The sequence below is a fragment of the Streptococcus porcorum genome (genome assembly GCF_053203725.1).
The window spans coordinates 1-20322 of sequence record NZ_JBRUDG010000034.1; the positions used below are offsets into that span (position 1 = coordinate 1).

Here is a 20322-nt window from a genome sequence, read left to right on the forward strand (position 1 = left end):
AATAGCGAAGATTTTGTGATATACTAGTCATGAGAAGATTCCTTTTTGGTGAGTGGTGGTACTCTTATCATATCAGGGAATCTTCTTTTTGACTTCTAGAAGTCTCACATCTATTGTAACGCTACAAACGCTACAGTATCCCCTACTTTTCTCTATAGTCAGCTAGTATGAATTTTGATATAATGGTAAGATGATTTATGATGTTAATTAGAAAGGATAGTCATGCAACTTTTAATTCAAAAACTAAAGCAAGATTTTGGCATCGTATTTAAAGATCTCTCTTTACTTGAGACAGCCTTTACCCATACGAGTTATGCTAATGAACACCGCCTCCTAAATATTTCACATAATGAGCGTCTGGAATTTTTAGGAGACGCTGTTCTGCAACTGATTATCTCTCAATATCTTTTTGCAGCCTACCCTAAAAAAGCTGAGGGTGATCTCTCAAAAATGCGCTCGATGATTGTTCGTGAAGAGAGCTTGGCAGGATTTTCTATTTCATGCGGATTTGATCAGTTTATCAAACTTGGAAAAGGTGAGGAAAAGTCAGGTGGGAGACAACGCGCAACGATCCTAGGTGATTTATTTGAAGCCTTTTTGGGTGCCGTTTTACTGGATCAAGGTGTTGAGGTTGTGAAAGATTTTCTTTATCAAGTGATGATACCAGAGGTTGAAGCTGGAAATTATCAGCGCGTCACAGATTATAAGACCAAACTTCAAGAGTATTTGCAGATAGAAGGAGAAGTTAAGATTTCCTATCAAGTTTTTCGTGAAATTGGTCCTGCACATGCTAAATTGTTTGAAGTAAAAGTTGTGGTTGATGGACAAGAGGTCGCACAAGGAAGTGGAAAGTCAAAAAAATCAGCTGAACAAGCAGCAGCTAAGGCCGCTTTGGAGATTTTAACAAGAGGGTAAAATGTACTTAAAATCAATTGAAATGCAAGGTTTCAAATCATTTGCAGATAAGACCTTAATTGACTTTGATCAAGGGGTTACGGCTGTTGTTGGACCCAATGGTTCAGGAAAAAGTAATATTACAGAGAGTTTAAGATGGGCTTTGGGAGAATCGAGTGCAAAGAGTCTTCGAGGTGGCAAGATGCCTGACGTTATTTTTGCAGGAACTCAAGGACGAAAAGCTCTTAACTTTGCAAGTGTTGCCGTTACCTTAGATAATTCTGATCATTTTATCAAACAAGCCTCGGATTTAATCCGAATAGAACGTCACATTTATCGAAATGGTGATAGTGATTATTTGATTGATGGGAAAAAGGTTCGGTTGCGAGATATTCATGAGTTGTTTATGGACACTGGTTTAGGTCGTGATTCTTTTTCTATCATTTCTCAAGGTCGTGTGGAATCGATTTTTAACAGTAAGCCTGAGGAAAGACGAGCAATTTTTGAAGAAGCGGCTGGTGTTTTGAAATATAAGACACGTAAAAAAGAAACAGAATCAAAACTTAATCAGACTCAAGATAACTTGGATCGTCTAGAAGATATTATTTATGAATTGGATCTTCAATTAAAGCCGCTTAAACAACAAGCAGAAACAGCAAAACAATTTTTAATTTTAGAAAAAGAGAGAAAACAACTCGATTTAGATTTGCTGATTTATCAAATAGAAGACCAGAAACAAAAGCAGGCTAAACTTGAGTTGGAACTCAAAGATGCTCAAGAAACGCTGGATGCTTATTATGCGGAGAAAGCCGAGTTAGATCAGGACTATCATCTTTTAAAAAAAGATAGACAAGATCTAGCGGAGCAAATCAAAACCTGTCAAGAAAAATGGCAGGATACTACTAAAACAGTGAGCGAGTTAGACAAAGAAGCTGCTTTATTGGCACTTGAATCAAGTCAAACTGCAGAAAAAAGAGCTGACGCCTTAAAAGAGTTAGAGGTTTTGAAAGAGGATAAAAACCAGCTTGATCAAGAATTAACAGAAAAGCAAGCAACGATTGATCAAGTGGAGGCCCAACTTAAAGAAGTTGAGCGAGATATTCAAAGTCTTAAACAAAAGTTGGCACGTTTTGATCAAAATCCTGATCAGGTTTTAGAGCAGCTAAGAGATGAATTTGTCGATTTGATGCAAACAGAGGCTGATCAGAAAACCCTTTTGACGCAAGTGGAGACAGATCTTAAAAGCTATCAAGAAACTCAAAACACTCAATCCGAAGAAACTGAAAAGTTAAATTCAGAAATCTTAAGTTTAACTCAACAAACTCAAGTTGCCTTGAAGAGTTACCAGTCTGCAAAACAACAAGTTGAAGATTTGCTCGCAGACTATCAAAACAGATCACAAGAGGTGTTAAGACTAGAGGAAGTTTATAAAGAAAAACAAGCTCAGATGTTTCATCAAATGGATCAGATTAAACACAAAGAAGCAAGGCAAGAAAGTTTAAAACAGATCCAAAAAAGCCATAGTCAATTTTATGCAGGTGTCAGGGCTGTACTAAAGGCGAGTCATGAGTTAGATGGCATTATAGGAGCAGTTAGTGAGCATCTTAGTTTTGCCCCATCTTATCAGACAGCTTTAGAGATTGCATTGGGGGCTAGTAGTCAACATATTATCGTTGAAGACGAGTCTGCTGCGAAACGTTCGATTCAATTTTTACAAAAAAGTCGTCAGGGAAGAGCCACTTTTTTACCCTTAACTACCATTAAGCCACGTTATTTATCAGATGAGGTTATTACTCATTTATCGCGTCTTTCAGGTTTTGTTGGTTTAGCAAGTGAGCTAGTAACCTACGATGCTGCTTTGTCGGCGATTTTCAAAAATTTACTAGGGACAACAGCTATTTTTCAAACTATTGACCAAGCCAATCAAGCGGCGCGTGAATTGCGCTATCAAGTGAGGATAGTGACCCTAGATGGCAGTGAGATTCGACCAGGTGGTGTTTTTTCTGGAGGTAGTAGGAGACAACAAAATCCAACTTTTATTAAACCAGAACTTGATCAATTAAAACAAGACGTCACGGCCTTATCAGTAGATCTATTAGGCTTGGAGCAAGAGGTAGCTAGCCTCAAGAAAACGTTAGATGGAGCTCGTCAAGGATTGGAAAATCTAAAACAAGCAGGAGAGCAAGCTAGGCTATTAGAGCAAAAAGAGGAGCTACAGTATCAGCAGTTGTCGGAGCGTTTGTCTGATTTAGAATTGGCTTTTTCAAAGTTAGTTCCAAAAGATAATCACTTGAGAGAGAAAGGGTTACTGGAGCAAAAAGCACAGTTGCATCAAGACTTGGAAAACATCCAAAAACAAAAAGAAGAACTTCAAAAAGAGATGCATCAGCTTAAAGAAAATAAGGAAAGTCTAACGAAAGAGCTTTCAGATGTCAGTCAATTATTAAATGAGCGACAGCTGAGCGAGCGAGAATTAGCAAATACCTTAAAATTTGAATCAGCCAATTTCTCTAGACTAGAGTTAGATTTGGAGCAGGTAGTGTCCAAGATTCAAGAGCTAGAGGCTTTTCTGGAAGCCAGTCATCAGCTATCTTCTGAAAATTTACCTGATTTAGAGGAAAAGATAAGGCATTTTAAAGCTCAAGCTGATCGCCTACAACAAGATAGCATTAAGTTGCAGTTTGAGTTAGAGGATACAGAAGCTCAGCTGGAAGAAATTGAGGAGAAGCTAACCAGTCTAGGTCAAAAAAATGACTCCTTTATCCGTAATCAAGCGGCTTTGGAAACAGAATTAAAGGCTAGCATTAGCCAGTTGCAACAGTTAGGGCATCGCTTAATTACTGATTATCAAAAATCATATGATGAAGCTAAGCAGGCTGCCCAGTTTGTTGAAAATAGTAGCCTTGCCAAACAACGTTTGATGGATTTGGAGCGCTCCATTAAAGATTTAGGTCCTATCAATTTAGAGGCTGTTGAGCAGTCTGAGGAAGTTAGCCAACGTTTGAGTTTTCTTAGCAGTCAAAAATCGGATCTTGTTCAGGCTAAGACCATGTTACTAGATACCATTTCAGATATGGATGCTGAGGTTAAGGAACGCTTTACCACAACCTTTGAGGCCATTCGTGATAATTTTAAGCAGACTTTTAGAAGTATGTTTGGAGGTGGGGCTGCAGATTTGATTTTGACGAGTTCAGATCTTCTTTCAGCGGGAGTAGAGATATCAGTTCAACCACCAGGCAAGAAAATTCAGTCACTGAATCTCATGAGTGGAGGAGAGAAAGCACTCTCTGCTTTGGCTCTTCTTTTTGCCATCATCAAGGTCAAAACCATTCCATTTGTCATCTTAGATGAGGTTGAGGCAGCTTTAGATGAGGCCAATGTGAAGCGTTTTGGAGATTATCTCAATCGCTTTGATAAGTCTAGTCAGTTTATTGTCGTGACCCATCGTAAAGGGACTATGGCGGCAGCAGATAGTATTTATGGTGTCACCATGCAAGAATCAGGGGTGTCTAAATTAGTTTCAGTTAAATTGAAAGATGTAGCCACCTAAAAATGATGATACAAATAGCCTAAGACAATCATGCTTCTTAACAAGGCTCCGTTATGCCCTTTAAGAAGTAGGTCTTTGGCTATTTTTTAATCCTTCAAAAAGATTTCACTAAAAATGGACTTGATAATGATAAGAAATCTTTACTTTTTTAGAAGTGATTGAAATATGATAACAGTTAAAAAGAGGAGAAATGAGGGATAATCGAGAAGATTTTTTAAAATTTTGATAAAATAAGAGTATGATAAATAGGAGAGTTAGTATGGCCCAAGAGATTAAGTTACTTGCAACAGACATGGATGGAACATTTTTGGATGAAAATGGTCAATTTGATCGTACCCGTTTGACGACTTTATTGCCTAAATTAGCTCAGGAAAATATTATTTTTGCAGTGGCTAGTGGACGTCCTCTTTTAGCCTTAGAAGAGTTGTTTAAAGAGTATTTGGAACAGATTGCTTTAGTGGCTGAAAATGGAAGTGTTGTCACTTATCAAGGTGAGATACTTTTTGAAGCTAAGATGACCACAAAGCAGTATCTAGATTTGGTGGATGTGATTAAAAATAGTCCTTATGCAAAAGGGACGGACTTGCTCTTGTCTGGAAAAGATGGCGCCTATATGCTTGAGGAGACCAGTCCCAGTTATCGTGCCTTTATGGCTCAATATTATGAAAATATTCAATTGGTTAGCTCCTTTTCAGAGGTGACGGACGATATTTTTAAAGTGACTACCAATATTTCTCCAGAAGAGATGGAAGCAGGGGTGGCTTGGTTGAATCAAGCTGTTCCTTATGCTACGGCTGTGACCACAGGTTTTGAATCAGTGGATATCATTTTAAAAGATGTTCACAAGGGTGTTGGTTTGGAGCATCTTTGTCAAGGATTAGGAATAGGACTAGAAAATGTTGTTGCTTTTGGGGATAACCTTAACGATTTAGAGATGATGGGCATGGCTGGCTATGCTGTGGCTCCAGAAAACGCTAGAGAAGCCATAAAAAAAATAGCTGATATTGAGATTGGTCACGCTCACACTGGAGCGGTATTATCCTATATGGAAGGATTGGTAGATGATGTCTATTAAGTTAATTGCCATGGATTTAGACGGCACTCTTTTTACAGATCAAAAAGAAGTCACTCGAAGAAACCAGCAGGCTTTGAAAAAAGCAAGAGAAAAAGGTGTTCATGTTGTGGTGACCACAGGGCGTCCTTTAAAAGCTATTGAATACCTTCTTGAGGAGCTTGATTTGATGACAAAAGACTCCTACTCTATTACTTTTAATGGTGGTCTAGTTCAAAATAATCAGGGTGAGATTTTAGATAAAAAAGAGATGTCTTATTTAGAGGCTAGACGAATTGTTGAAATAGCAGGGGCTATGGGTTTACCCCTTGATATTTTAAGTGATGCTCATGTTTATGAGTATAATCCAGATGGGCTTCATTCACTTTATCAAGCGGTTAATCCCCATCTCGTTTTTCATAAACTAGATCGCATCGAAGATTTGCCAAAAGATATTGTGTTAAATAAGGTTTTATCAGCTTATGATGCTAGGGTTTTGGATGAAAAACTTCCTGTTTTACAAGATTTGTTAGGGCAGCACGTAGAGGTCTTTAAATCACGTGACATTGTTCTAGAGTTTATGCCTAAAGGGGTTCACAAGGCAGCGGGCTTAGCTCACCTCTGTCGGCATCTTGAGATTAGTCCCAAAGAGGTACTAGCTATTGGTGATGAGGAAAATGACTTGACCATGATTGAATGGGCAGGTTTAGGGATTGCGATGAAAAATGGTGTTCCAGCATTAAAAGAAAAAGCAGATGTGGTGACACCCCATACAAATAATGACTCAGGTTTAGCTTGGGCAGTTGAAAAATTCATTTTAGGAGAAGAGCATGGGATTATTTAATGATTTATTTGGAGAAGAGGCTACAAGGGTTGATGCGACACAGGTCACATCTGATGACACGGTGGTGAACGAAGATTTAGCAGAGGAAAAAATAGAAACCAATCAAGCAGCTAAAGATTTTATGGCTGAGTACTATGCCAAGCGTGCTGAAATTGAAAAAGCTATTGCTGAGGGAACTTATGTTAAACCAGAAGAAACAAAACCACAAGAAGAACAAGAAGTTCCTGCTCTTGAAACAGAAAGTGAAAAATACAATCGTAGTCTTAAAAAGACGCGAACAGGGTTTGGAGCACGTCTCAATGCTTTCTTAGCTAATTTCCGTCGAGTAGATGAGGATTTTTTTGAAGAGCTTGAAGAGATGCTTATTTTATCAGATGTGGGTGTGACAGTTGCCACAAATTTGACAGAGGAATTACGCTATGAAGCAAAATTAGAAAATGCTAAAAAACCAGAAGAGTTGCGTCGTGTCATTATTGAAAAATTGGTTGATTTATATGAAAAAGATGGTTTTGATAATGAGAAGATCAATTTTCAAGATGATTTGACGGTCATGCTTTTTGTGGGTGTTAATGGTGTTGGTAAAACGACTTCTATCGGAAAATTAGCGCATAAGTATAAAACGGCTGGAAAAAAAGTGATGTTGGTTGCAGCAGATACCTTCCGTGCTGGTGCAGTGGCACAGTTAGCGGAGTGGGGGCGTCGAGTTGATGTTCCAGTTGTAACTGGTCCTGAAAAAGCAGACCCTGCCTCAGTTGTTTTTGATGGGATGGAAAAAGCTGTTGCAGAGGGTGTCGATATTTTGTTGATTGATACGGCTGGACGTTTGCAAAATAAAGATCACTTGATGGCAGAGCTTGAAAAAATTGGACGTATTATTAAGCGAGTATTGCCTGATGCTCCCCACGAGACACTTCTTGCTTTAGATGCCTCGACTGGTCAAAATGCTTTGGTACAAGCTAAAGAGTTTTCTAAGATAACCCCTCTAACTGGTCTTGTATTGACTAAGATTGATGGGACAGCGCGTGGTGGCGTTGTCTTGGCTATTCGTGAAGAGTTGGACATCCCTGTTAAATTTATTGGTTTTGGAGAAAAAATCGATGATATTGGAGAGTTTAATTCCGAAGATTTTGTAAAAGGTCTCTTGGAAGGCATTGTATAAATCAAAATCCCCATTTTCTATTAGAAAATGGGGATTTTAAGTTATAAAAATGATGCTTAGTTTCTATTTTTAAGCTTCTCTTACAGCATAGTATTGTCCAGTTGCAGATGAGAAATTAAAGTTTTTGAAAGGTAATTCATTGAGCTCACTGACATAAGGGCTAATCTGCTTCACTTTTTCGTAGAGTGTTTCGATATCTGTACTGGTGAAGAGTAAACTTGGTTGGTTTTCAGCAACTTCTGGTGAATAAGTACGGATAAATTCAAGAGAATAGACTGTAAATTTACAGTTTGACTCAGGGTTAATTTTCATGTCAAACGATGGATAGTCTAAGATAGTCTGTTCATTTGAAATGACAAAACCAAGACTTTTCCAAAATTCCTTTTCTTTTTCTACATCTTCAACATAGATCATGATTCCAAATTCTGTATTAAACATGATTTTCTCCTTTTCAACGTTCTATATTATATCATAATTACGCAAAAAGAAAAACCCTTGTTGAAAGGGTTTACAGAATTTTCCTCTTATTTTAATTGTTTAAATAAGTTAAAGAAGAAGAAATAGATGGCAAGAACAAGAAAGAGTTGCAAAGTAAAGACAGCTTGTACGCCTTGGGTTAGTGTGGAGCTGGTATTGACTAAAACAGAAGAGATAGCTGTTCCAAGTGCCCCAGCAAATTGTTGCATCATCTGGAAAATCGCTGAAGCATCTGCTTTTTTATCTTGTGGGAGTTGGGAAACAGATACTGCCAAAGTATTGTTAAAGGCCATGTTACGTCCAAAAGTAAAAACGATATAAGAGAGTGCTAAACTAAAGACAGTTAACGATGAGGTCATACTAGCCATGATAAACAGAGCCAGAGCAAAGAGGGTATTACCAATATAAAGAGATGGTTTTGGGCCTTTACGATCATAGAATTTACCAAAGAAAGGTGCAAGAAGTGCTCCTAAAAGTGTTCCAGGAAGTAGGGCAAATCCTGCCAAGGTGGAGCTAGCTCCCTTTACTTCAATTAAGAAGTTTGGAATAATGAAGTTAGAACCTAGATTTGAAAATTGATAGATGAAAAAAGGGATTAACCCAAGCCAAACCGTAGGGACTTTCAATACACGAATATCAAGAAAAGGTGTTTTCATTTTTAAACTCCGTCTGACAAAGGCGCTTAGAGTGAGTAAAAATAAGAGGAAGTAGGTCCAATTGGGATGTCCTTCTTCTAAGCTCGTGATGGCAAGAAGAGAGCTTGTGAGTGAAATGGCTAATAAGCTAAAAGCTAATAGATCAAAAGGACGCTTGTGAGTTTTGGGACTATTTTCCATATAGATCTGATTGAGAATAAAGCAGATGATTGGAACAGGCAGAATAAAAATAAAAATCCATTGCCAAGGAAGGTGTGCAATCATAAAGCCACCATAAGTGGGACCAAATGCGGGCGCAAGACTCATAATCAGTCCTCCAATTCCCATGTAAGTTCCAATTTTATTTTGAGGCACACGCTCCAGAATTAAATTAAACATAAGTGTCATCCCAATTCCTGTTCCGAGCCCTTGTAGCACACGCCCTGTAATCATCATCGGAAAGAAATTGGTGATAAAGGCTAAGACAGTTCCTGAGGTAAAAAGGACTAGGGCGAGATTTAAAATGGTTTTCTCTTTGACATTTTGTTGCAAGGTAGCACTGATGGTCATGGAAATGGCAACAGCTAAGAGATAGACAGTCGTAATCCATTGCAAACTTGATAAAGGGAGATCAAAGACTTTTTGCAAGGTTGGAAAGGTGACGTTCATACTTGTTTCAGATAAGATACCAGCAAAACCAAGGAGAGCAGCAGCAACGATGGACAAGGTGGTATTTTTTGAGACAGTGTCTTTTGATGGCATTGTATCCTCCATAAAATATAAAAAGGTAGCACAGACTTGGCTACTACCTTTTGATGATAAAATTTAGATAATACTAGCTTAACACGATTGATGGGAAAGTTCAAGCAGTCTTTTAGTGAAGTCGGTCGTCTAAAGCGGTCATTAACTTTTAGTTATTTCGAGGTCATTTGTCAATTTCTTCTTTACTAAGAAGGGAGATTGCTAAATTGGTGTCTTAGTTTTCCTGTAAAGGATTATTTGAGATTTTGTACCACTTTAGTGAGGTCAATCTGAAGTTAGCTGTGCTCATCATCTTTTTTTGTACAATGTAACATTTGTCTCCTTACCATTTTAAAAGTGGTATTAGTTGTCATTTGAGTATAAAGAAAGAGATGATAAAATGTTGACAAAAATCTAGAAACTTGATAAACTCAATGATATCATAAATCAATCGTGTGCGATTGAAATAAAGGGGTTATAAAAATGAAACGTCTAGAAAATCAGTTTGATAAAATTACGTTTGAACGCAAGTCCATTCGTGATTATGATGAGACCTTTAAATTATCTCGTGAAGACATTTTACAATTATTGGATGAGGCAGTCACTGCTCCCTTTTCGGTAAACTTACAGCCATGGCGATTTGTTGTGGTGGATACACCAGAAGGCAAAGACAAGCTCAAGCCATTGGTTCGTTTTAATACTAACCAAAATGAAACCTCAGCAGCTATGATCTTAATTTTTGGTGATACCCAGTGTTACGAATACGGTCCTGAAATTTATGATAAGGCAGTTGCAGAAGGAAAAATGCCTAAAGAAGTACGTGATAAACAACTAAATGCAATTATCCCAATGTATCAAAATCTTTCTCGTGAAGCCATGCGAGATATTGTGAAAATTGATGCCAGTCTAGTAGCGATGCAGTTCATGTTAGTGGCACGTTCTTATGGGCTAGATACCAATCCAATTGGTGGTTTTGAAGCTGATCAACTGGCAGAAGCATTTGACTTAGATCCAGAACGTTACCTCCCTGTTATGATTGTTTCAATTGGTAAGGCTAAAGAAAGCGGCTATCAGTCCGTTCGATTAGATGCTAAAAGGGTTACTCAGTTTAAATAACGATAAAAATACGCCTTTATGATCAAAAAAGGCGTATTTTTATTTATTGATAGAGAGTTTAGCTAAAAGTTTTAAGAAAATGTAAGATTTTCCCCTGCTCTCAGTATCTTATGCTTAAAACGTACGATAGACGTATGGGTTTTGTGGTTCTTGAGTTTTTTGGCTTTTTGTGATGTGAAGGACGGGGAGGGTTTGTTTGAGGTTTTGATTATATTCGAGGCGAATAGTTCCTGTGGCTTTGACCCAAGTATTGTTTTCATAGTGTTCACTAGCATCAGTTGTTAGTAAGCCATAGACACCGGAGTCGGCAATACAGTGGATAATCCCAAATCTAAAGAGAAATTGACTGTCTGAGTCTTCAGGGTCATTATAAACAAAGCCGACATACTCAATTTCTCGACCAATAAAGTCATTGGGATATTTATAAATAATTTCCATCACTTCCATATAGTTTTGAGTGGTGATGACTAATTTATCTGTGCCTAAATAGGCTTTCTCAGCTTTTTTCATTTCACTTTCATAAGCGGATTTCGTGAAATACAGACTTGTATCAGGTTTTAAATATTGCACGCTTGTCCCATCTGAACTTTGACCAGAAGAACTAGATCCCTCAGCTAGTGGAAAATGATAACCTTTAGCAGAAACTGTTGTTGAATCTAGCGTAACTGTTGGAACACAAAGACCAACAAAAATAGGAAAGGTCATCAATACGATGCTAGACAATTTAGCTAATGTTCCATGAAGATGTGAATGTACCTTGATTTGTTTCATCCAAATGACTAACTGGACCATAGCTAAAATAAAGGCTAAAGCCATAGAGATATAGGCAAGGTAGGAGTAATGTGTGTTGATATATTGGTCTAGCTTGCCAGATAATTTGAGGTACATGGATAGCTCAAGATAGCCAACGAGAATTAAAAAGCGTAACATCTAAATCACCCCCACAAGAATGCAATATAAGATTACCATTAGACTAGATAGGCTAACAAATTGCAAAATAAAACGTCCCTTGAAGTATTTGCGCATCATTAAGAGATTTTTGATATCTACCATAGGACCAATCAAAAGAAAGGCTAAAACAGGTGCAATGCCAAAAGTTGATAATAAGGAGGCGCCGATAAAGGCATCTGCCTCACTACAAAGTGAAAGAAGTAAGGCAAGGAGCATCATGACTAAGATCGCCATAAGTGGACTATGCCCAATAGTAGTTAGGATTCGTGTTGGGACATAGATTTGCATTGCTGAGGCAACCAAGGACCCAAAAATGAGGTAACGTCCTGTGTCAAAAAACTCATCAATAGCATGACTCAGCGCTAAAAAGATTTTTTTTCCACTTGAATCATGATGGCTAGCATGATCATGATTTTCCTTATTTTCTTTTAGAATATTGTCATCTACAACAAAAGCTAGTAAGATACCAAGAGAAAGAGCGATAAGAATAGCACCGAGTAGCCTTAGTAGGACAAATTTAATCGAGTTACCAAAAGCAGAATAGGTCGCAAAAAGTACAATAGGGTTAATAATAGGAGCAGTGGCTAAAAAAGGGATTGCCGTATAGCTAGGAACTTTTTTCTCTAGAAAGCGATTAATAATAGGGACGATCCCACATTCGCATGACGGAAAAATAAAACCAATGAAGGTACCAAACAAAATGCGTAAGATCTTGTTTTTAGGCAGAAACTGTGCAACTTTATCTGGTGTTACAAAAATCTCAATGAAACCTGATAAGATACTACCTAGTAAAACAAAGGGCAGGGCTTCAATGATAATTGATAAAAAGATGGCCAGCATCTGTAGAAGGCTATCAGGAAGTTGTTGAAATAGAGTCATGGATCAACTCTCTTTACTTTCTTTTTTATCTTCTTCTTTTTGAGGAGGAGGTGTGGTTTCAATAGGAGGAAGGGTTGCAAAATTTTCCATCATTTTTTCTAAATCGTCGAGTTTTTTAAAGGTAATTGCCATCAGTTGGACCAACTTTCTATTTTTAATAGGTCTATTATACTAGCAAATAACAGATTTTACAAAATTTGAACAAAAGACTTGCAATTATCACTAATTAGTGATAATATATCTTCATCATCACTTATCGGAGGAAAATCTTATGACAATCGAACTTGGCATTTCAACTTTTGGTGAAACAACTCCCCTTGAAAAAACAGGAAAAACTCTTTCGCATGATGAACGTATTCGGAATATGATTGAAGAAATTGAGTTGGCAGATCAAGTTGGCTTAGATATCTATGCAGTCGGTGAGCATCATCGTGAAGATTTTGCTGTATCAGCTCCAGAAATTATTTTGGCGGCAGGAGCGGTGAACACCCAACATATCCGCTTATCCAGTGCGGTAACCATTTTGTCCTCAATTGATCCTGTTCGTGTTTATCAGCAGTATGCTACTATTGATGCTTTGTCAAACGGCAGAGCGGAAATTATGGCAGGTCGTGGGTCCTTTATTGAGTCTTTCCCACTTTTTGGGTATGATTTAAATGATTATGAAGACTTATTTAATGAAAAATTAGACATGCTTCTGGCGATTAAGGAAAATACCAATCTGAAATGGCAAGGTCAACATACGCAGTCTGTGGATAATCGTCCTGTCTATCCTCGAGCTGTTCAAAAAGATTTTCCAGTTTGGGTAGCCACAGGGGGTAATCTTGATTCAACTGTCCGTATTGCAGAGCAAGGACTTCCTATTGCCTATGCAACAATTGGCGGTAATCCAAAGGCTTTTCGCCAATTAGTTCGTATTTATAAAGAGATTGGTAGCCGTCATGGCCATTCTTCAGAACAACTTAAAGTTGCGGCTCACTCTTGGGGCTGGATTGCAGAGGATACTAAAATAGCTATTAAAGAGTATTTCCATCCGACAAAGCAGGTGGTTGATGCCATTAGTAAAGACCGTCCGCATTGGAAAGAGATGACTTATGAAGATTATCTTCAAGCTGTTGGACCAGATGGCGCCATGTTTGTAGGAGATCCTGATCATGTGGCAAGAAAAATCATTAAAATTATTGAAGATCTTGATTTGGATCGCTTCATGCTTCATCTTCCAATCGGCTCCATGCCGCATGAAGAGACGCTAAAAGCTATTCGTCTCTTTGGTGAAAAAGTTGCCCCAAAAGTGAGAGCACATTTTGAAAAAAAATAAATAGCCAGCACTTTTCAATTTGGAAAGTGCTTTTTAATTATTTTCTAGTAAAGTAAATTGTGTTATAATGTAATCGATTACTTCTATAAGGAGATCTACTATGACAAATGGTAAAATTTTAGGTTTAGATATAGGTATTGCTTCGGTTGGTGTGGGTGTTATTGATACAACAACTGGGGAAGTCATCCATGCCAGTTCTCGCATTTTTCCATCAGCTAATGCAGCTAACAATGCAGAGCGTCGAGGATTTCGTGGCGGGAGACGTTTGAGTCGTCGTAAGAAGCATCGTATGAAACGTGTGAAAGATTTATTTGAAAAATACAGACTAGAGACACGATTTAACAATCTAAATTTAAACCCATATGAGCTGCGGGTTAGAGGACTGACAGAGAAGTTAGCGCCTGAGGAACTGTTTGCTGTATTGAAAAATCTTAGTAAGCATCGGGGGATATCTTATCTTGATGATGCAGAGGATGATAGTGCAAGCGCTAAAACTAATTATGCCAAATCTGTTTTAGCTAATAAAGAGCTCCTAAAAACAAGAACGCCAGGACAAATTCAATGGGAACGCTTTGAAAAATATGGTCAGATACGTGGAGATTTTGACATTGTGACACCTGAAGGAGAGCAACAGCGAATTATCAATGTCTTTTCGACGACAGATTATAAAAAAGAAGCAGAGCAAATCTTAGAGACACAGGCACTCTATTATCCTCAAATTAGTTCAGAATTTATTGAGGATTTTATTACTATTTTGACCTCAAAAAGAAAATATTACCATGGTCCAGGAAATGAAAAATCTCGGACGGACTATGGACGCTATCGTACAGATGGTACGACGCTTGATAATATTTTTGATATTTTAGTTGGAAAATGTAGTATCTATCCGGATGAGTACCGTGCAGCAAAGGCTTCCTATACTGCACAAGAATTCAATTTTTTAAATGATTTGAATAATTTGACGCTTCCTACAGAGACCAAGTGTTTAAGCTCTGAACAGAAGAAAGACCTAGTTAGATTTGCAACTACTGCTACAACTTTAGGACCTGACAAATTACTAAAAGAAATTGCTAAGATGGTTGGATGCTCCAAAGATGACATCAAAGGCTATCGTATTGACAATAAAGAAAAACCAGATTTGCACACTTTTGAAGCTTATCGAGCAATGACCAAATTAGAAACGCTTGATGTAGCAAGCTTATCTCGTGAAACGCTAGATGAATTAGCACGTATTTTAACTCTAAATACTGATAGAGAAGGAATTGAAGAAGCTATTTCAAAAGATTTACCCAATCAATTTTCAAGAGAACAAATTGATGAATTGATTCAGTTTAGAAAATCTAAAAGTCAGTTATTTGGAAAAGGATGGCATAGTTTTTCGTCAAAATTGATGTCCGAGCTTATCCCTGAGTTATATGCTACTAGTGAGGAACAGAGGACTATTTTGACGAGGCTAAATAAAGTGTCTCCTGAGCGAAAAATCACTCTTCGAACCAAGTACATCAATGAGCAGGATGCTACAGAGGAGATTTATAATCCTGTTGTTGCTAAATCTGTTCGACAAGCTATTAAAATCATCAATGAGTGTATCAAAAAGTGGGGAGAATTTGATCAGATCGTTATTGAAATGCCACGTGATAAAAATGAAGATGATGAGAAGAAGCGAATTGCGGATGGGCAAAAAGCTAATGCTAAAGAAAAGACGAGTGCCACAGAGTTTGCAGCATCCCTTTACAATGGGAAAAAAGAACTACCAGATGAGGTCTTTCATGGGCACAAGCAGTTAGCTACTAAGATTCGTTTATGGTATCAGCAAGACGGAAAATGTTTATACACTGGTCAAGATATCTCTATTCATAATCTAATCCATAATCAAAATCAATATGAAATTGATCATATTATGCCTTTGTCTTTATCATTTGATGATAGTCTGAGCAATAAGGTTCTAGTTTTAGCAACTGCAAACCAAGAAAAAGGGCAGCAAACACCTTATCAAGCTATTCCAAGGATGAAGTCAGCTTGGTCTTATAGGGAATTTAAAGCCTTTGTTTTGGCTTGTAAGAGATTAAGTAAGAAAAAGCGTGAGTATCTATTAACAGAAGAAGATATAGATAAAATTGAGGTTAGACGAAAATTTATTGCACGTAACTTGGTTGATACACGCTATGCTTCGCGGGTAGTACTAACTACCTTACAAGATGCTTTAGAAGCAATGAATAAAGAGACTAAAGTTTCAGTAGTTCGTGGTCAATTTACCTCACAATTGCGCAGACAGTGGAAAATTGACAAAACACGAGATACCTATCATCATCATGCTATTGATGCTCTTATTATTGCGGCTTCTAGTCAGTTAAAATTGTGGAAAAAACAAGATAACCCGATGTTTGAAGACTATGAGCAAGGTCAAAAGATTAACTTGGAAACAGGTGAGATTTTATCAGATGACGACTACAAGAAATTAGTCTTCCAATCACCTTATCAAGGCTTTGTTCACACGATTTCTTCAAAATCATTTGAGGATGAGATTCTCTTTTCTTATCAGATAGATTCTAAGGTCAACCGAAAAATCTCGGATGCAACGATTTATGCAACAAGACAAGCGCAATTGTCAAGAGATAGGAGAGAAGAAACCTATGTTTTAGGTAAAATTAAAGATATCTATAGCCAAACGGGCTATGATGCCTTCCGTGAACGATATGATAAAGACAAGACAGTATTTTTAATGTACCAGAAGGATCCTTTGACTTGGGAAAAGGTTATTGAAGTGATTCTACGTGATTACAAAGAGTTTGACGATAAGGGGAAAGAAGTTGGAAATCCTTTTGAAAGATATCGGCAACAAAATGGCTTAATGACTAAGTATAGTCGTAAAAACAAAGGAACACCGATTAAGTCATTGAAATATTATGATAATAAACTTGGAAACCATGTTGATATCACACCAGATGACAGTAAAAACCCTGTGGTCTTACAATCTATCAATCCTTGGAGAGCAGACCTGTACTTTAATCCTAAGACGGCTAAATATGAATTATTAGGATTGAAGTATGCTGACTTAAGTTTTGAAAAAGGGACTGGAAATTACACCATCTCTCAAGAAAAATACGATGAGATTAAACAAAGAGAAGGTGTTTCTGTAGAATCCGAATTCAAGTTCACTCTTTATAAAAATGATTTACTACTGATTAAAGATATTGAAAATGGAGAGGAACAAGTATTTAGATTTTTGTCACGTACCAAGCCAAATCAAAAACATACTGTTGAATTAAAACCTTATGATAAGGCTAAATTTGATGGTAGACAAGCTTTACTCACTGTTTTAGGAGCTGCTGACAAGTCTGGACGGGTTAAAAAAACTTTAAATAAAACCAATATTTCTATTTACAAAGTTAAAACCGATGTTCTTGGTTATCAGTACTTTATCAAAAAAGAAGGAGATCATCCTAAACTGAGTTTTTAAAACAGTAGAAATTACTAGCAAAATAAATGAGAAAAGGGGTTGCAATATTTTTGTAAACGCTATATAATAGAAGGTGCAAGGGACGCCTTGCACAGTTACTTAAATCTTGCAGAGCCTACAAAGATAAGGCTTTATGCCGAAATCAAGCACCCCGTTTTATTACGGGGTGCTTTTCGTTTTAGAAAAAGGAGGGGCTTATGACTTGGAGAATTGTACATGTTCATCAAAGTGAGAGGATGCGTTTAAAGCTAGATAATCTTCTTGTAATTAAACAGGGTGAGGAGTACACTATTCCTTTAAGTGACATCTCGCTAATAGTGGCAGAAGGAGGAGATACAGTTGTTACTCTTCGTCTGCTAAGTTCTCTTAGTAAGTACAACATTGCTTTAATCGTGTGTGATAATGAGCACTTGCCAACAGGAATCTATCATGCTCAGAATGGACATTTTAGGGCCTATAAAAAACTTCAAGCGCAAATGACTTGGACCAAAGAACAAAAAGATAGACTCTGGCAAATTGTGATCTACTATAAAATAAATAATCAACAAGATGTGCTGTCAATGTTTGAGAAAAGTCTAGATGCTATCCAATCATTAGCAGAATACAAAGAATCCATTGAATTGGGAGATACTACTAATCGTGAAGGGCATGCGGCAAAAGTTTATTTTAATGCGTTATTTGGCAAAACTTTTTCTAGAGAAACGCAAAAAGAAACGGATGTCATTAATGCAGGTCTTAACTACGGCTACGCTATTATGCGAGCTCAGCTAGCGCGAATTATTTCTGGTTATGGGCTCAATCCTCTTTTAGGTATCTTCCATAAAAATGAATACAACCAGTTTAATTTGGTTGATGATTTAATGGAACCTTTTCGGCAAATTGTTGATATCTGGGTTTATCAAAAATTGCGAGAACAAGATTATTTAAAATATGAGTATCGATTAGGGCTAACAGCTTTACTAAACGCTAGGATTCGATATGGCAATGAGATGTGCACAGTGACGGGAGCTATGGATAAGTACGTTAAAGGATTCATCAAGTGTATCGAGGATAAGGATGGCAGTAAATTTTATTGTCCGATTGTATCAAGTTTAGAGATGGAGTGATAAGATGAGGTACCAAGCTATGCGATTATTATGTTTTTTTGATCTGCCTACAGAAACACCGCAAGATAAGCGAGTGTATCGTCAATTCCGTAAAGAATTACTGGCTAATGGGTTTGAGATGTTGCAATTTTCTGTTTATTATCGTACCTGTCCCAATAGGAGTTTTGCCAATAAATTTTATAAACGCCTAAAAATGAGTAACTTACCTGCTGGTAATGTGAGATTGTTAGCAGTAACTGAAAAGCAATTTTCTGAAATGGTTCTCATTGTAGGCGGCAAAACTAAGCAAGAAGAAGTCGTGAGCAATCATAAGCTGGTGATCATATGAAATTAAAATTTTCCCATCCTTATAAAGAAAATCTTGAAATCAATCTTGGCCAATTTACGCAGATTACGGGTCAAAACCAGCAGTTAAAGTATTATATCTGGCAATTATTGAAATGGTATTTTGATGGTAAACGGTATTCAGCGGAAGATCTCAGTCTGTACCATCAAGTTGAACCAGATATACTCAGCGAGGGTGTAGTATTAAATAGAGATTATTTTAAAATACTCTCCGTATCTACTGTAGAGGACCTTGTCCGAGAGATGGCTTATAAAAAAGGAACGGTTAGTTTTGAATTTATGAAGCAACACTTGCGTAGTGTAGATATTACCAAAGATTTAGATGATATCAACGATAAGTTAATCACTATCACTTCAAAGATCAATGAGCGACTCGATTTGACTTGCTATCAGGTAAAATATGGTGTTGAAAGTCAAGATTTTACGGCAGAGCAGTTATTATCCAAAAGCTTTAAACCTTGTTTTTATTTAGGATCGCAACAGATTGCTTTTGAGTTTGTTGATAATGAGGAGAAACTATTGTTTTTTCTTAATATGCTAGAAAAGAACTTAAAAGAACACTCAGAAAGAATATTATTGGTCTTAAAAAATATAGATGACTATCTTGATTACCCAGCTTTTTATCGTATCTGTCAAAAGTTGGAAGCATTGTGTCAGTTATACCCTCAATTTTATATCATCAATTTTCCATCAAGTGAGGGTTATCTCTATGTTAATCGTGATAATATTGAGTATATTAATATTGTCTCCGATTATGTCGAACATTTTTATGAGTTCGATTTTCTCTATCAACGGATCACTCAGCAGTATCCTACCAATCAAACTCCATCAGAAGAAGAATTAATGATTTCCCTCCAAAAAATTGGTAGCTACCTTTTTAGCCACGATATAGACCATATTAGCTTGTCGATAAAAGAAATGGTGATTTTAAAAGTACTCAATCGCCTGTATCAATATGATCAACTTAGTGACTATTTAGTGGCTCAACCTAACCTTTTAGAACTGAAATTTTTGCAAGACAAGTCTTAATTTTATGGTATAATGAAAGGAGTACAAGAACCAAGAATGACGATTTGAGGTTTTTGTACTCTCAAGATTTAAGTAACTGTAAAACAGTTTATTGAAACAAAAATGAAAGAGCAGGGTTTTTGTACTCTCAAGATTTAAGTAACTGTAAAACCATTGGATTAGTTGCGGTAATCGCCACCTTGTTTTTGTACTCTCAAGATTTAAGTAACTGTAAAACGTGTCCTTGATATACTTGTCAAACTCATCAGTTTTTGTACTCTCAAGATTTAAGTAACTGTAAAACGATGAGGCTAAACGCAAGGCGCAGGAGTGGTTTTTGTACTCTCAAGATTTAAGTAACTGTAAAACTTCCGTAGATAATTCCATGCCGATTGAACTGTTTTTGTACTCTCAAGATTTAAGTAACTGTAAAACCCTATTAGGATATTCTCAAAAATAAGCGTTGTTTTTGTACTCTCAAGATTTAAGTAACTGTAAAACTAGGTATATCAAAAAAGAAAGGAAACTATAGTTTTTGTACTCTCAAGATTTAAGTAACTGTAAAACCAATCAGCTTTATATTGACACGTACACAGGTTTTTGTACTCTCAAGATTTAAGTAACTGTAAAACTGGATAAGCATAGACTTATCAACGGATAGGTTTTTGTACTCTCAAGATTTAAGTAACTGTAAAACTAAATTACTAAAACGACATAATTATTTTGAGTTTTTGTACTCTCAAGATTTAAGTAACTGTAAAACCATTCCGCTCTTGTTCCGCCTCATC

16 protein-coding genes and 1 CRISPR repeat array are annotated in these 20322 nt (G+C 37.0%); of the genes, 11 read left to right on the forward strand and 5 right to left on the reverse strand.

What is annotated here, in order from left to right:
- Positions 1–222: 222 nt before the first annotated feature.
- The 5 genes from rnc (at position 223) to ftsY (ending at position 7498) form a co-directional block, all read left to right on the forward strand.
- Positions 223–915 carry a ribonuclease III gene (rnc, locus tag ACVRWY_RS08030; protein WP_354368668.1) on the forward strand — a complete coding sequence of 231 codons (693 nt, stop codon included), beginning with the start codon at positions 223–225 and terminating at the stop codon, positions 913–915.
- A 1-nt stretch (position 916) separates the two neighbouring features.
- Positions 917–4444 (forward strand): chromosome segregation protein SMC, encoded by a 3528-nt coding sequence (gene smc / locus ACVRWY_RS08035; RefSeq protein ID WP_354368670.1) that lies wholly within the window; start codon positions 917–919, stop codon positions 4442–4444.
- Between the two features lie 259 nt (positions 4445–4703).
- Positions 4704–5519, forward strand: coding sequence for a Cof-type HAD-IIB family hydrolase (locus tag ACVRWY_RS08040; RefSeq protein WP_354368672.1), 816 nt, complete (start codon positions 4704–4706; stop codon positions 5517–5519).
- Positions 5506–6339 carry a Cof-type HAD-IIB family hydrolase gene (locus ACVRWY_RS08045; protein WP_354368674.1) on the forward strand — a complete coding sequence of 278 codons (834 nt, stop codon included), beginning with the start codon at positions 5506–5508 and terminating at the stop codon, positions 6337–6339. Before ACVRWY_RS08040 ends, ACVRWY_RS08045 begins: the two co-directional genes overlap by 14 nt.
- Positions 6326–7498 carry a signal recognition particle-docking protein FtsY gene (ftsY, locus tag ACVRWY_RS08050; RefSeq protein WP_427894527.1) on the forward strand — a complete coding sequence of 391 codons (1173 nt, stop codon included), beginning with the start codon at positions 6326–6328 and terminating at the stop codon, positions 7496–7498. Before ACVRWY_RS08045 ends, ftsY begins: the two co-directional genes overlap by 14 nt.
- Positions 7499–7567: 69 nt before the next feature.
- Here the strand turns inward: ftsY and ACVRWY_RS08055 are convergent, their stop codons facing one another.
- Together ACVRWY_RS08055 and ACVRWY_RS08060 are read right to left on the reverse strand one after the other, a co-directional pair.
- A complete protein-coding gene (locus ACVRWY_RS08055; protein ID WP_354368676.1) occupies positions 7568–7936 on the reverse strand; it encodes a VOC family protein in 369 nt (122 codons plus the stop codon).
- A gap of 86 nt (positions 7937–8022) precedes the next feature.
- Complete coding sequence (locus ACVRWY_RS08060) at positions 8023–9372, reverse strand: MFS transporter (protein ID WP_354368678.1); 1350 nt, start codon at positions 9370–9372, stop codon at positions 8023–8025.
- A gap of 456 nt (positions 9373–9828) precedes the next feature.
- On the opposite strand from ACVRWY_RS08060, the gene ACVRWY_RS08065 reads away from it, so the two are divergent.
- On the forward strand, positions 9829–10467 hold the full coding sequence (locus ACVRWY_RS08065; RefSeq protein WP_435533035.1) for a nitroreductase family protein: 639 nt from the start codon (positions 9829–9831) through the stop codon (positions 10465–10467).
- Between the two features lie 114 nt (positions 10468–10581).
- On the opposite strand, the gene ACVRWY_RS08070 is transcribed toward ACVRWY_RS08065, so the two are convergent.
- From ACVRWY_RS08070 to ACVRWY_RS08080, 3 genes are read right to left on the reverse strand one after another with little or no spacing between them, the layout of a single operon-like run.
- On the reverse strand, positions 10582–11397 hold the full coding sequence (locus tag ACVRWY_RS08070; protein WP_354368682.1) for a TIGR03943 family putative permease subunit: 816 nt from the start codon (positions 11395–11397) through the stop codon (positions 10582–10584).
- Entirely contained in the window at positions 11398–12297 is a 900-nt protein-coding gene (locus ACVRWY_RS08075) for a permease (RefSeq protein ID WP_354368685.1), read from the reverse strand.
- Positions 12298–12300: 3 nt separating this feature from the next.
- Positions 12301–12429, reverse strand: coding sequence for an SPJ_0845 family protein (locus tag ACVRWY_RS08080; RefSeq protein ID WP_354368687.1), 129 nt, complete (start codon positions 12427–12429; stop codon positions 12301–12303).
- Between the two features lie 139 nt (positions 12430–12568).
- On the opposite strand from ACVRWY_RS08080, the gene ACVRWY_RS08085 reads away from it, so the two are divergent.
- From ACVRWY_RS08085 to csn2-St, 5 genes are all read left to right on the forward strand, one after another.
- Positions 12569–13615, forward strand: coding sequence for an LLM class flavin-dependent oxidoreductase (locus ACVRWY_RS08085; protein WP_354368689.1), 1047 nt, complete (start codon positions 12569–12571; stop codon positions 13613–13615).
- A gap of 100 nt (positions 13616–13715) precedes the next feature.
- A complete protein-coding gene (cas9, locus tag ACVRWY_RS08090; RefSeq protein WP_354368691.1) occupies positions 13716–17075 on the forward strand; it encodes a type II CRISPR RNA-guided endonuclease Cas9 in 3360 nt (1119 codons plus the stop codon).
- 197 nt (positions 17076–17272) lie between these two features.
- Positions 17273–18181 (forward strand): type II CRISPR-associated endonuclease Cas1, encoded by a 909-nt coding sequence (gene cas1 / locus ACVRWY_RS08095; protein ID WP_354368693.1) that lies wholly within the window; start codon positions 17273–17275, stop codon positions 18179–18181.
- A gap of 4 nt (positions 18182–18185) precedes the next feature.
- Positions 18186–18509, forward strand: coding sequence for a CRISPR-associated endonuclease Cas2 (gene cas2, locus ACVRWY_RS08100; protein ID WP_354368695.1), 324 nt, complete (start codon positions 18186–18188; stop codon positions 18507–18509).
- Positions 18506–19555, forward strand: coding sequence for a CRISPR-associated protein Csn2-St (gene csn2-St, locus ACVRWY_RS08105; protein WP_354368697.1), 1050 nt, complete (start codon positions 18506–18508; stop codon positions 19553–19555). Before cas2 ends, csn2-St begins: the two co-directional genes overlap by 4 nt.
- A gap of 49 nt (positions 19556–19604) precedes the next feature.
- Positions 19605–20297: a CRISPR direct-repeat array (repeat unit 36 nt; unit sequence GTTTTTGTACTCTCAAGATTTAAGTAACTGTAAAAC).
- Positions 20298–20322 lie beyond the last annotated feature (25 nt).

Excerpts from the sequence above, each read along its gene's own strand:
- rnc (WP_354368668.1), top strand. The coding sequence starts at position 223 with ATGCAACTTTTAATTCAAAAACTAAAGCAAGATTTTGGCATCGTATTT.
- smc (WP_354368670.1), top strand. The coding sequence starts at position 917 with ATGTACTTAAAATCAATTGAAATGCAAGGTTTCAAATCATTTGCAGAT.
- ACVRWY_RS08040 (WP_354368672.1), top strand. The coding sequence starts at position 4,704 with ATGGCCCAAGAGATTAAGTTACTTGCAACAGACATGGATGGAACATTT.
- ACVRWY_RS08045 (WP_354368674.1), top strand. The coding sequence starts at position 5,506 with ATGATGTCTATTAAGTTAATTGCCATGGATTTAGACGGCACTCTTTTT.
- ftsY (WP_427894527.1), top strand. The coding sequence starts at position 6,326 with ATGGGATTATTTAATGATTTATTTGGAGAAGAGGCTACAAGGGTTGAT.
- ACVRWY_RS08055 (WP_354368676.1), bottom strand. The coding sequence starts at position 7,936 with ATGTTTAATACAGAATTTGGAATCATGATCTATGTTGAAGATGTAGAA.
- ACVRWY_RS08060 (WP_354368678.1), bottom strand. The coding sequence starts at position 9,372 with ATGCCATCAAAAGACACTGTCTCAAAAAATACCACCTTGTCCATCGTT.
- ACVRWY_RS08070 (WP_354368682.1), bottom strand. The coding sequence starts at position 11,397 with ATGTTACGCTTTTTAATTCTCGTTGGCTATCTTGAGCTATCCATGTAC.
- ACVRWY_RS08075 (WP_354368685.1), bottom strand. The coding sequence starts at position 12,297 with ATGACTCTATTTCAACAACTTCCTGATAGCCTTCTACAGATGCTGGCC.
- ACVRWY_RS08080 (WP_354368687.1), bottom strand. The coding sequence starts at position 12,429 with ATGGCAATTACCTTTAAAAAACTCGACGATTTAGAAAAAATGATGGAA.
- ACVRWY_RS08085 (WP_354368689.1), top strand. The coding sequence starts at position 12,569 with ATGACAATCGAACTTGGCATTTCAACTTTTGGTGAAACAACTCCCCTT.
- cas9 (WP_354368691.1), top strand. The coding sequence starts at position 13,716 with ATGACAAATGGTAAAATTTTAGGTTTAGATATAGGTATTGCTTCGGTT.
- cas1 (WP_354368693.1), top strand. The coding sequence starts at position 17,273 with ATGACTTGGAGAATTGTACATGTTCATCAAAGTGAGAGGATGCGTTTA.
- cas2 (WP_354368695.1), top strand. The coding sequence starts at position 18,186 with ATGAGGTACCAAGCTATGCGATTATTATGTTTTTTTGATCTGCCTACA.
- csn2-St (WP_354368697.1), top strand. The coding sequence starts at position 18,506 with ATGAAATTAAAATTTTCCCATCCTTATAAAGAAAATCTTGAAATCAAT.